The sequence below is a fragment of the Streptomyces neyagawaensis genome, from assembly GCF_023516595.1.
Lineage (GTDB): Bacteria > Actinomycetota > Actinomycetes > Streptomycetales > Streptomycetaceae > Streptomyces > Streptomyces neyagawaensis.
The window spans coordinates 74,042-85,879 of record NZ_JAMGBG010000001.1; the positions used below are offsets into that span (position 1 = coordinate 74,042).

11 protein-coding genes and 1 pseudogene are annotated in these 11,838 nt (G+C 69.9%); 7 read left to right on the top strand and 5 right to left on the bottom strand.

All coding sequences use genetic code 11. From position 1 onward, the window contains the following. Positions 1-3: 3 nt before the first annotated feature. From M8J73_RS00315 to M8J73_RS00325, 3 genes are all read right to left on the bottom strand, one after another. A complete protein-coding gene (locus tag M8J73_RS00315) occupies positions 4-642 on the bottom strand; it encodes a flavin reductase family protein (protein ID WP_055537002.1) in 639 nt (212 codons plus the stop codon). Positions 643-955: 313 nt separating this feature from the next. Further along, positions 956-1,705 carry an SDR family oxidoreductase gene (locus M8J73_RS00320; RefSeq protein ID WP_055537001.1) on the bottom strand — a complete coding sequence of 250 codons (750 nt, stop codon included), beginning with the start codon at positions 1,703-1,705 and terminating at the stop codon, positions 956-958. Between the two features lie 158 nt (positions 1,706-1,863). Continuing rightward, the gene (locus M8J73_RS00325) at positions 1,864-2,769 is read right to left on the bottom strand and encodes an AraC family transcriptional regulator (protein WP_249828077.1); all 906 of its coding nucleotides are present in this window, start codon (positions 2,767-2,769) and stop codon (positions 1,864-1,866) included. A 149-nt stretch (positions 2,770-2,918) separates the two neighbouring features. On the opposite strand from M8J73_RS00325, the gene M8J73_RS00330 reads away from it, so the two are divergent. Further along, positions 2,919-3,236 (top strand): putative quinol monooxygenase, encoded by a 318-nt coding sequence (locus tag M8J73_RS00330; protein WP_055537013.1) that lies wholly within the window; start codon positions 2,919-2,921, stop codon positions 3,234-3,236. A gap of 30 nt (positions 3,237-3,266) precedes the next feature. After that, the gene (locus M8J73_RS00335; RefSeq protein ID WP_055537000.1) at positions 3,267-4,235 is read left to right on the top strand and encodes an alpha/beta hydrolase; all 969 of its coding nucleotides are present in this window, start codon (positions 3,267-3,269) and stop codon (positions 4,233-4,235) included. A gap of 50 nt (positions 4,236-4,285) precedes the next feature. Here M8J73_RS00335 and M8J73_RS00340 read toward each other — a convergent pair. Both M8J73_RS00340 and M8J73_RS00345 read right to left on the bottom strand, forming a co-directional pair. Next, positions 4,286-4,387, bottom strand: a pseudogene (locus M8J73_RS00340) (site-specific integrase); the annotation flags it as partial. Positions 4,388-4,503: 116 nt separating this feature from the next. Continuing rightward, positions 4,504-5,523 (bottom strand): hydroxyacid dehydrogenase, encoded by a 1,020-nt coding sequence (locus M8J73_RS00345; protein ID WP_055536998.1) that lies wholly within the window; start codon positions 5,521-5,523, stop codon positions 4,504-4,506. Between the two features lie 157 nt (positions 5,524-5,680). Here M8J73_RS00345 and M8J73_RS00350 point away from each other — a divergent pair, with 157 nt between their 5' ends. The 5 genes from M8J73_RS00350 to M8J73_RS00370 all read left to right on the top strand — a co-directional run bounded on the left by M8J73_RS00350 (position 5,681) and on the right by M8J73_RS00370 (position 11,826). Then, on the top strand, positions 5,681-6,928 hold the full coding sequence (locus M8J73_RS00350) for an FAD-binding protein (protein ID WP_055536997.1): 1,248 nt from the start codon (positions 5,681-5,683) through the stop codon (positions 6,926-6,928). 190 nt (positions 6,929-7,118) lie between these two features. Beyond that, positions 7,119-8,372 (top strand): ROK family transcriptional regulator, encoded by a 1,254-nt coding sequence (locus M8J73_RS00355; protein ID WP_206187752.1) that lies wholly within the window; start codon positions 7,119-7,121, stop codon positions 8,370-8,372. Between the two features lie 309 nt (positions 8,373-8,681). Continuing rightward, complete coding sequence (locus M8J73_RS00360) at positions 8,682-9,947, top strand: ABC transporter substrate-binding protein (RefSeq protein WP_055536996.1); 1,266 nt, start codon at positions 8,682-8,684, stop codon at positions 9,945-9,947. A 23-nt stretch (positions 9,948-9,970) separates the two neighbouring features. Continuing rightward, positions 9,971-10,936 carry a carbohydrate ABC transporter permease gene (locus M8J73_RS00365; RefSeq protein ID WP_055536995.1) on the top strand — a complete coding sequence of 322 codons (966 nt, stop codon included), beginning with the start codon at positions 9,971-9,973 and terminating at the stop codon, positions 10,934-10,936. Next, entirely contained in the window at positions 10,933-11,826 is an 894-nt protein-coding gene (locus M8J73_RS00370; protein WP_055536994.1) for a carbohydrate ABC transporter permease, read from the top strand. The genes M8J73_RS00365 and M8J73_RS00370 overlap by 4 nt, the downstream gene beginning before the upstream one ends. Positions 11,827-11,838 lie beyond the last annotated feature (12 nt).

Below are 11,838 nucleotides of genomic sequence, written 5' to 3' on the forward strand. Positions count from 1 at the left end.
TGCTCAGACGGTCGTCGGCTGGAGCTGGTGCGGCATGTTCCAGCCCTCGGCGAGTCTCGACGGGTGAACGTTGCGTCCCCCGCCGAAGAACTCGCAGAACTTCATGATCAGCGGATCCCAGCCGAGCGGGTCCACGTAGTGCGTCCCCGGGATGACCAGGTCTTCCTCGACATGGGCGCGAAGGACCTCGACCTCGAAGGCAGTGGCGTAGGGCTCGGGACCGCCGAGAGGGTGGGCCGAGACGACCCTGCACTCCAGCTGGATCGGGCATTCCGCAACCCTGGGGGCCCGGACCAGGTCCGATGCCTGTTCGGTCAGCCGTGCGGTCGAGTACTTGTCCGGCTCGTGCCGGTACCCCTGCTTCGCCTTGTAGTCCGGCACGCTCGGCTTCCCGGTGGTGAGCGCGATCCGGTCGACGGCGTCGACCATCGCCGACGAGGGCAGGTTGAGCACGCACTCGCCCTCACGGTGCAGGTTCGCGGTGGTCTGGGCATGGTTGGCGAGCCCGAGCATGCAGGACTGGCCCAGCCACCACGCCGAGGACATCGGCGCGAGGTTCGCCGTGCCGTCCTCGTTGAGTGAGCTGATCAGCACCACCGGCGTTCCGAAGTACAGGACCTTGAGCCCGGGGACGACGTGCATGCGCTGTGCCTTTCGCGGAGTGCCGGATGGACAGGCCCGCGCTCAGGAACACGAACCGTCGCCGACTCTCTCCTGAGCGAGACGCCCACGCTGGCGGAAACACGACATCGCGTTTCGGACGAATGGAGCGATCGTCCGTGACAGGCCCGGCGTTGATCACTGGGACACGCTCCTGGGCGTCTGCGCCGGGCGGGCCCCGGAGAGGGGTACGGGAGCCGTCACACCGGCCGGAGCTGTTACGCGAGCCGACCCGGTGCGTGGGCGCGGGGCCAGCTCCTGGTATCCGTGCGGCGTGACCTTGCCTGCCAACTGATCACTTCGCCTGGGAGAGCGAGACCGCGTCGGGGCCGGCGGGGAATCGCAGCCGGCCGGTCGTGTCGTGCACGGCTCGCCACACTGTCTCGGCGACGTCGCTCTCCTTGGTGAACAGGTCCTGGCCCGTGAAGTCGCCCATGGCCTTCTTCGCCCATGGTGCGTAGGGCGCCGGGACCAGCTCGTCCAGCGAGGCGCCCTTCGTCGCGTTGGCCGCGAAGTTCGTCGTCAGGCAGGCGCCCGGCTGGACCGTCTTCGCCCGCACACCGAACGGCGCGAGCTCGAGCGCGAGGGATGCGGTGAACCCCTCGATGGCCATCTTGCTCGCCTTGTAGACGGCCGAGAGCGGCATGTGCCCGAGCACCACGCTCGAGGTCACGTTGACCACCACGCCGGAGCCACGCTCGCGGAACTGGGGCAGCACCGCCTGCGTCATCGCCATCACGCCGAACGTGTTGGTCTCGAAGACCTCCCGCACTCGGGCCATGGGGGTGCCCTCGAACACGCTGATCGAGGGCACGCCCGCGTTGTTGACCAGGACGTCGACGGGGCCCTCGGCCTCGAACGCGGCGGTAATGCTCTCGGGCCTGGTCACGTCGAGCTCGACGACGCGGAGCCGGTCCGACTCAGGAAGGACGTCTGGACGCGGCGTCCGCATCGTGGCGATGACGTTCCACCCCTGCGAGTGGAAGTAGAGGGCGGTCTCCCGCCCGTATCCGGACGAGGTACCAGTGATCAGAACTGTCTTCATGTTGTGCCCCTTTGCGAGGTGATGGGATCCATACGGAGGGCAGGCATTTTCCTGCTCCACGGGAGAACCGGTGATCCCATTGAATCGCTCTGACCTGCGGAGACAGTAGAACTATCCTCGCTACTCCTTGCACGATCCTCCACCAAAGGCCGCCCAGCTCAGGGCAGGAGGCCCGCCGGCGCACGCACGGCCTGACGCAGGCGGGCGGCGTCCTGGCTGGGGGGCGCGCCGAACTGGCGGCGGTACTCCCGGCTGAACTGCGACGGGTTGTCGTAGCCGACGCGGTGGCCGACTCCGGTGACGTCTCCGGGGTGGGTGGCCAGCAGCAGCCGGGCCTCCTGGAGCCGGATCTGCTTCTGGAACTGGATGGGGCTCATCGCGGTCACCGCTTGGAAGTTGCGGTAGAAGGCGGAGACACCCATGCCGGCCTGCCGCGCCACGTCCTCGACCCGGAAGGGCTGCGCGTAGTGCTCGCGGATCCAGCGCACGGCCCGCGAGATGTGGCTGAGGCTGCTGTCGGCCAGGCCGAGCTGGCGAACCGTCGCACCCTGCTCGCCGGTGATCAGACGCCACAGGATCTCGCGCTTGACCAGCGGGGCCAGTACGGCCCGGTCGCGGGGCTCGTCGAGCAGGCGCAGCAGCCGGACCACCGCGTCCAGCAGCGCGGCCGGAGCGTCACTGACGGCGATCCCCGACGGCGCGCCCCCGCCGCTCCGGGGGGCGTCTCCGGGCCCGGCCTCGAGCAGCAGCTCGGCAACGGCGGACGGTTCCAGGACGAGACCGAACCCCAGCGCGGGCTGCTCGGGGTCGGCCTGGGTGAACTGCCCTGTGACAGGCAGATCGACGGATGCGACCAGGTACTGCCCGGGCCCGTACTCGAACACCCTCTCACCCAGGGCGAGGCGTTTGGCGCCCTGCGCGATGACCGCCAGGACCGTGCCGGACATCGAAGGCGCCGGCGGATCAGGGCGCTCGACCTTCGAGATGAGGACGCCGTCGACGGCGGTGGTCCAGTCGGGCCGCGCATGGCGGGCCAGCAGGGTGCGGAGTTCTTCGAGGTCCATGCGTCCATTGCAGCACCGTTTCGCGCCACGGTTCCCAAGCTCGCGAGGATCGTGCAAGTAGAAACGAGTATCGGTCTAACGTTTTCCCAGGTCAGACCGCTTCAATGGAATCACCGCACTCCATCACCGAAGAGGAAGAGAAGGACTCCATGATTGCCGACTACGGCTTCGGCGCCACCCTGACCGCCAGGCCCGGTATGGGCGACCAGCTCGTCGACCTGCTGCTGACCGGACTGAACGAGGGCAGCCCCGGCGCGAGCGAATACTGCCTCGTCTACCTCGTCTCCCGCTCGGCGTCCGACCCCGACGTCGTCCACGTCGCCGAAGGCTGGACCAGCGAGGAGGACCACCACCGCGTCTTCGCCGGCAGGACCGCCCAGGCCATCGTGGCGCAGATCGACCCGCTGCTCGCCAAGGACCCCGAGTACACGGACCACGTTCCGGTCCGCGGCAAATCCGCCCTCTGACCCGCCGAACACCCACGAGAGGCAACGACCATGACCACAGCACGCCCCTCCCTCGACCCCGAGCTGCGTGAACTCCTGGCCGACATGCCGCTGATGTCCCAGCTCAGCCCGGAAGTGCTGGCGCAGGTACGCCCCTTCTCCTCGATGCCCGTCGAACCCCTCCTCGAAGGCCGCGCCATCGACCGGCGCGAGGTCACCGTTACGAGTCCGGACGGCACGCCGATCCCCTTGTCCGTCTTCAGCCCCGCGAACAGCGATCCCACCGCCGCCGCGCCCTGCGTCTACTGGATGCACGGCGGCGGGATGGTCATGGGCGACCGCTTCTCACAGATCGACATCCCGCTGGAGTGGCTCGACGAGTTCGGCGCCGTCGTGGTCTCCGTCGAGTACCGGCTCGCGCCCGAGTCCACCGGCACCATCCCGGTCGACGACTGCTATCAGGGACTGCTCTGGATCGCCGACCACGCCGCCGAACTGGGCATCGACCCCGCCCGGATCATCGTCGCAGGCGCCAGCGCGGGCGGCGGACTCGCCGCCGGCGTCACCCTGCTGGCCCGTGACCTCGGCACCCCGCCGATCGCCGCCCAAGTCCTGATCGGCCCCATGCTCGACCACCGCAACACCACCACCTCCAGCCTCCAGTACTCGAACGGGCCCGGCGTCTGGACCCGCGAGATGAACGGATTCGGATGGCGCTGCCTCCTCGGCGACCTCACCGACGACGAGGTACCCGCATACGTCTCACCCGCCCTGGCCGACGACCTCGCGGGCCTGCCGACCACCTACATCGACACCGGCTCCGCCGAAGTCTTCCGCGACGAGGACACCGACTACGCCACCCGCATCTGGGCGGCCGGCGGCCAGGCCGAACTCCACGTCTGGGCAGGTGGCTTCCACGGATTCGACGCCCTGTACCCGCAGGCACACATCTCGGCCACAGCCCGCCGAACCCGCACCGACTGGCTCGCCCGGCTTCTGCCCACGAACCCCGCCGCTTAGGTGAAGTCGACGCTGGGCAGGCGGGCACCGGTCTCGCCGAGGTGGGTGAGCAGCCGGACCAGCCCGGTGTCCGGGCACACGTCACGCGGCGCGAGGAGCTTGCCGGGACCCGGCTCGAGGTGGGTGACGAACACCGGCCCGCCTGTCCTTCCGACCTCGGCCGCCCCCGGTCGGCGGGGGCGGCCGTCGTTCTGGCCGTCGTTCTGGCCGTCGTTCTGGCCGACGTTCGAAAACGGCCGCAACCGGAATCGTCTGTTTCGCCTCCGCGTCACGCGGTGTGTTCCAGGACTGCGCGGTCGAGTGCGTGGGCCAGGGGGGTGCCGGCGGCGAGGCGTTCGGCCTCCTGGGTGACGGCGAGGCCGAGGCGGGCGAGCTCGTTGCCCTGGGAGCCGGCGAGGTGGGGGGTGACGAAGGCGTTGGGGAGGTCGAGGAGCGGGGAGTCGGCGGGAAGCGGCTCGGGGTCGGTGACGTCGAGGATGGCGCAGAGGCGGCCGGCGCGCAGTTCGCCGGTGAGGGCGTCGTGGTCGACGAGGGCGCCGCGGGCGGTGTTGATGAGGACGGCCCCGTCGGGCATGAGGGCGAGCTCGCGCCGGCCGAGCAGGCGGTGGGTCTCGGGGGTGTCGGGGGCGTGGACGGTGACGATGTCGCTGGTGCGCAGCAGGTCGTCGAGCGGCAGCAGGGGGACGCCGAGGGCGGCTGCTCCCGCCTCGTCGACGTACGGGTCGGTGAGGCTCACCCGCAGGTCGAAGGGGCGCAGCAAGTCGATGACGCGGCGGCCGATGCGGGAGGCGCCGATGACGCCGACGCGGCGGCCGTGGTTGCCGATGCCGGGGACGAGGCCCCAGCCGGGGTAGTGGTCCCGTTCGGCGCGCAGGCGGTCGCGCAGGCCGAGGACGTCCTTTCCGGCGAGCAGGATCATCGCGAGGGTGTACTCGGCGACGGGCACGGCGTTGGCGTCGGCGGCCGTGGAGACGGTGATGTCCCGCTCCCAGACGGCCGGTGTGACGAACCCCTTCACCGAGCCCGCCGAGTGCAGGATCGCGCGCAGCGCGGGCGCCGCGTCGAGGACCGCCGCGTCGATCCGGGGGCAGCCCCAGCCGGTGATCAGCACCTCGGCCCCGGCGAGCACCGGCCGGACGCGGGGGTCGGTGAAGTCCTCGGCGCGCTCGACGACCAGCGCGGGATCGACGTCCACCGCGTCCCGCAGCCGGGACAGCACCTCCGGCGGGAAGACCCGCGGCACGTTCTCGGCGGTCATGGCGAACACGGCACGTGGACGCTCGGGCAAGGAAGTGGCCTTCCGGTGGGGGGTGGTTGACGGCAGTAACCGTTTTCACACCGTAGGCGGGCGGGCGAGAGCGGGTCAACGGACGGCCCCGACCAGGGAGGATGAGCACACCTAGGGATCGGGCCCCCGGGCTCGCGGACGGTGGAGGACTTCAGGTATGACGACCGAGACCCTGACCAACTGGGCGCGGAACATCACGTACAGCGCGAAGGAGCTGCACCGGCCGCGTTCGGTCGACGCGCTGCGGGCCCTGGTCGCGGGCAGCGAGCGGGTGCGGGTGCTGGGCAGCGGGCACTCGTTCAACGAGATCGCCGAGCCCGGCCCGGACGGCGTGCTGCTGTCGCTGTCCGCGCTCCCGCCGGTGATCGAGGTGGACCCGGCGGCCCGCAGGGTACGGGTCGGGGGCGGTGTCCGGTACGCGGAGCTGGCCCGCGCGGTGCACGCCCATGGGCTCGCCCTGCACAACATGGCCTCCCTGCCGCACATCTCCGTGGCGGGGTCGGTGGCCACCGGCACCCATGGCTCGGGGAACGGCAACGGACCGCTCGCGGCGGCCGTCCGGGAGGTCGAGTTGGTCCTCGCGGACGGCTCGACGCTGTCCCTGGGGCGGGGTGACGAGCGTTTCGGCGGGGCGGTGACCTCGCTCGGTGCCCTCGGCGTGGTCACGGCGCTCACCCTCGATCTGGAGCCGGCCTTCGAGGTGAGCCAGACCGTCCACGGTCCGCTCCCCCTCGCCGGGCTGGACCTCGGGGCGGTCTCGGCGGCGGCGTACAGCGTGAGTCTGTTCACCCGGTGGCGGCACTCCGGCTTCGACCAGGTCTGGGTCAAGCGGCGCACCGATCAGCCGTTCCGGGAGTTCCCGTGGGCCGAGCCGGCGGCCGGGCCCGTGCACCCGGTGCCGGGGATGCCCGCGGTGAACTGCACCGAGCAGTTGGGGGTGCCCGGCCCGTGGCACGAGCGGCTGCCGCACTTCCGGGCGGAGTTCACACCGAGCAGCGGGGAGGAGCTCCAGTCGGAGTATCTGCTGCCGCGTGAGGACGCCGGGGAGGCGCTGCGCGCGCTGGACGGGCTGCGGGAGGCGGTGGCGCCCGTGCTCCAGGTGTGCGAGGTCCGTACGGTGGCCGCCGACGAGCAGTGGCTCAGTCCCTCCCACGGCCGGGACACGGTCGCGCTGCACTTCACGTGGATCGCGGACGCGGCGGCCGTCCTGCCGGTGGTGGGGCGGGTGGAGGAGGCGCTGGCGCCGCTGGGGGCCCGGCCGCACTGGGGGAAGGTGTTCACGGTTCCGGCGGCCGCGTTGCGGGAGCTGTACCCCCGACTGGGTGAGTTCCGGGCTCTGGCCGAGGCGCTGGACCCGGCGGGTACGTTCCGCAACGCCTTCGTCCGGGAGGTGCTCGGCGGCTGAGCCGGACCGGGGGGCGGGTCTTCCACCTGGGCCTGCGGCGGCCCGCCGCTCTCCGGCCACGGGGCGTCGCCTGCCGGAAGACTTTGTAAACCCCCTTTCCTAACCCCTTGTCGAAAGTCTCTCCCAGTCATAGCCTTGCGCCGCGCCGGGGCCGCATGCCTCGCCACGGCCCGGAGGGATCGAGGAGAACATGGCGTCGGTGAAGCGCACGTCTCGCGACATTCGCACCGCGAACCGCTACGAGGTGCTGCGCCAGATCATCGCCGAGTCTCCCACGTCCCGGCAGGAGCTGGCGGCGGCCACCGGACTGAGCCTCGCGACGGTCGCGACGCTGGTCGGGGAGCTGCTCGATCTGCGGCTGATCACCGAGGTCGGCTTCGAGGACTCCGCGGGCGGGCGCCCCCGGGGGCTCGTCGCCGTCAACACCACCGGCGGCGCGCTGATCGGCGTCGACATCGCGGAGACCTACGTCCGGGTCGAGCTGTTCGACCTGGCGCTCAATGTGCTGGCCCGTGCGGACGAGAACATGCGCCCCGGGGAGAGCCGGCCGGAGCAGGTCGTCGCCCATGTCGCGGCGGCCGTGGGCTCGGTGGTCACCCAGGCCGGGGTCGAGGGCGCGCGCGTGCTCGGCGTCGGGGTGAGCGTGCCGGGCCAGGTGGACCGGGAGGGCGGGGTGTCGGAGTACGCCCCGAACTGGGACTGGCACGACGTCCCGCTGCTCGACCTGCTCGCCGAGCACATCGCCTACCCGCTCCACCTGGACAATCCGCTGCGGGCCTGCGCGGTCGCCGAGCTGTGGTTCGGCGCGGCCCGGGGCCGGGGGGACGCCGTCGTGGTGAACCTCGGCACGGGGGTCGGCGCCGGGTTGGTGCTGGGCGGCGGGCTGCACCGGGGGGTCAGCAACAGCGCCGGGGAGTGGGGGCACACGACGCTCGTGCTCGACGGGCGGCTGTGCCACTGCGGCAACCACGGCTGCGTGGAGACCTATGTCGGCGCGCCCGGCATCATGCTGCATCTGCGGGAACTCGCCCCGCGGAGCACCCTGCTGCACCCCGAGGACCAGACCGCGACCATCGACGCCCTCGCCCGGGGCGTCGCCGCCGGGGACCCCATCGCGCTCAAGGTCGTCCGGGACACCGCCCGTTACCTGGGTGCCGGCATCGCCGACCTGGTCAACCTGCTGAACCCGGAGGTGGTCGTGCTCAGCAGCTGGGTCGCGGCCACGCTCGGCGAGCCCCTGCTGGCGGAGGTGCGGGAGGCCGTGGCCCGGCACTCGCTGCGCCGGCCGTTGGACGCCGCCGAGATCGTCCTGTCCCCCATCCCGACCGACCCGGTGTGCCTGGGCGCCGCGACCTTCGCCCTCGAAGGGGCGCTGTCGTCGTTCAGCCAGCGGCCCACCAGGCGCGGCACCCCCGCGAGGAGCCGCACCGCGTCGGCGTCGTGAGGGGAACGGGTGCGCAGCGCATCGACCGGGCATCGGGCCCGGTCGCGGCGGTGGCACCGCACTGAGCAGAGGGCCGCCGGACCCTGACCCGGCGGCCCTCGTACCCGTCTCAACTCCACCCCGGAACAAGGACGTTCGGACACCCGGACCGAGTACAACGCTTCGAACAGACTTCGTTCAACCCCTTGCCGAAGCCTTAGCCGAAGGTTAACGTCCCGCTCCGCAAGCCTCTTTGAGCCACGGGCACTGAGCCGCGGAGCCATGCACCGGCGCAGCGCCGGGAGCCGAACTCGAGACAAGGACGTCAGCATGTCGGCAATGAGCAACAGGAACTTCGACCGCCGCACCGCACTGCGGGCCGCGCTGGGTCTGGCCGCCGCCGGCGGTCTCGCCGCGTGCGGCAGCAACAACGGCCGAGGCGGCGGTTCCGGGTCCGGCAAGGCCCTGACGCAGTACTTCCACGCGTACGGTGAGGCCGGCACCGAGCAGGCCATCAAGCGCTACGCGAAGGCCTACAAGGGCGGCAACGTCACCACGCAGTGGATCACCGGCTCCAACTTCGAGAGCAAGCTGTTCGCGACGCTGCTCACCGACAAGGCCCCCGACTGCTTCGAGTTCCACCCGCAGCTGCAGATGATCGAGAGCGGCCAGGTGGCGGACCTGACCGACCTGATCGACCCGGTCAAGGACGACTTCAACCCGGCCGACATCCAGTCGCACACGGTCGACGGGAAGATCTACGGCATCCGGATGATCGACGACCCGCAGTTCTTCTTCTACCGGAAGTCGCTGTTCGAGAAGGCCGGTGTCGAGGTCCCGCAGACGCTGGAGGAGCTGATAGAGGCCGCCGCGAAGCTGACCACGAGCAAGGTCAAGGGCGCCTACCTCGGCAACACCCTGCACGCCATCATCAGCCCGCTGATCTGGTCTGCCGGCGCCCAGCACCTGGACGACAAGAACCAGATCGCCTACCACACGGACGCGGTCGTCGACGGCTTCAAGCAGCTGCGCAAGCTGTTCACCAGCGGTGACCTGCTGCTCGACGCGCCCACCGACTTCTGGGACCCGTCCGCCCTCAACCAGGGCCTGACCGCGATGCAGTGGTGCGGCATGTGGGCGATGCCGCAGATGCAGGAGGCGCTCGGCGACGACCTCGGCATCTTCCCGTTCCCGAGGGTCGGCGACGCGGGCAAGCAGTCCGTCTACAACGGCGGCTGGTCGATGTTCGTCAACGCCAAGAGCAAGAACCTCGAGGCGACCAAGGAATACGTGAAGTGGCTGTGGATCGACCAGAAGGAGTTCCAGGAGGACTGGGCGCTCTCCTACGGCTTCCACATCCCGCCGCGCAAGTCGATCGCCGAGTCCGCCGACAAGCTGAAGTCGGGTCTGCCCGCCGAGGGCGTCAAGCTGTTCAACGAGTTCGGCCACTTCGACAACATCGGCTGGACCCAGGCGAGCATCACCGCCCTGGAGGACGTCATGGCCAACTCGGTGCGCAAGGGCGGTGACCCGGACAAGGAGCTCACCAAGGCCGACGCGAAGGTCGACCGTGAGCTGAAGAAGCTGTTCGGATAGGCCTGGGGACAGGTAGCCACGACATGTCGACCATCACCAAGGACGGCGTCTCCAGCCCCGCCCCGGCGAAGGCCGCTCCGGCCAAGCCGCGGCGGGGGCTGCGGGGCTCCCCCACTCTCAACTTCTGGCTCTTCACCGGGCCGTTCCTGATCGGCCTGGCGGTCTTCGTCTACGCGCCGATCCTGTGGAGCCTGTGGCTCTCGTTCTTCGAGGCCCGCTTCACCGTCACGCCCGACAAGTTCGTCGGCCTCGACAACTACGTCGTGATGCTGACCGACGAGGACTTCGTGGGGTCGCTCGGCACCTTCACCGTCTTCGCCGCGCTCATCGTGCCGCTGACCTGGGCGACCTCGCTGGGTCTCGCGCTGCTGGTGAACCGGCTGCGGTTCATGCGGGCGTTCTTCCGCTCGGTGTTCTTCCTGCCGACGGCGGTCAGTTACGTCGCCGCCTCGCTGATCTGGAAGATGTCCATCTTCAACGGTGTCCGCTTCGGCCTGATGAACACCTTCCTCGGCATGTTCGGCATCGAGAACACCGCGTGGCTCGCCAACCCCGACCCGCCGTGGTACTGGCTGGTCATCGTGACCGTACGGCTCTGGCTCCAGGCCGGCTTCTACATGATCCTCTTCATCGCGGCCCTCCAGAACATCCCGCAGGAGATGTACGAGGCGGCCGCGATCGACGGCGCGAAGCCCGGCTGGCAGACGTTCTGGCACATCACCCTGCCCCAGCTGCGGGCCACCTCCACCGCCGTGATCCTGCTGCTCCTCGTGGCCGCCTACCAGGCGTTCGACGAGTTCTTCAACCTGCTGGCGAAGACCACCTGGGGCCGGCCGCCCCTGATGGAGCTGTACTACAAGGCGCTCGGCGAGAGCCAGGACTACGGCGCGGGCAGCGCGGGCGCGCTGATCCTCACCGTGCTGATCTGCCTCGTCACCCTGCTCCAGGGCAAGATCATGGGATTCGGAAGGGGTGAGGAGTCCAAGTGACCACCACGACGACACCTCCGGCGGAGCGGGCCGAGGCACCGGCCCGGCCGCGCAAGGTCCGCACCGGCAGCGTGCTCGGCTCGACCGGTCTCTATGTCGCCACCGGCATCGCCGCGCTCCTCTTCCTCGTCCCCTTCTATCTGATCGTCCGCAACGCGCTGATGACGGACCCGGAGATCACCGGCGAGGAGTGGAAGTGGTTCCCCTCCGAGATCCAGTGGGGCAACATCAGCAAGCCGTTCGACGACCCCTCGGTCGACTTCGCGCGCTCGCTGTGGAACTCGGCGGTCGTGGGTGTGCTGCACACGCTCGGCACCCTGCTGGTCTGCTCGCTGGCCGGCTACGGTCTCGCGCGCATCCCGTACAAGCACGCCAACAAGGTCTTCTACGCCGTCCTGGTGACGCTGATGGTCCCCACCGCCGTGACCTTCGTGCCCAGCTTCGTCCTGGTCTCCTCGCTCGGCTGGGTGGACACCTACCGGGGTCTCATCATCCCGGGCCTCTTCAGTGGTTTCACCTGCTTCCTGTTCCGGCAGTACTTCCTGGGGTTCCCCAAGGAACTGGAGGAGGCGGCACGCGTGGACGGGCTCGGTTACATGGGCGCGTACTGGCGGGTCGTCGTACCCAACTCGCTGAACTTCTTCGCCGCCATGGCGACGATCACGTTCATCAGCGGGTGGAACTCCTTCCTGTGGCCCCTGGTCATCGGTCAGGATCCCAGTGCGTGGACCGTCCAGGTCGCGCTCTCGAACTACATGACCGGCCAGACCATCACCTACCACCTGATCTTCATGGCCACGGCCATTTCCATCCTGCCCCTGGTGTTCGTGTTCCTCTTCCTCCAGCGCTGGCTGGTGCAGGGCATCGCGCAGACCGGCATCAAGGGCTGAGCTAGGAGACCG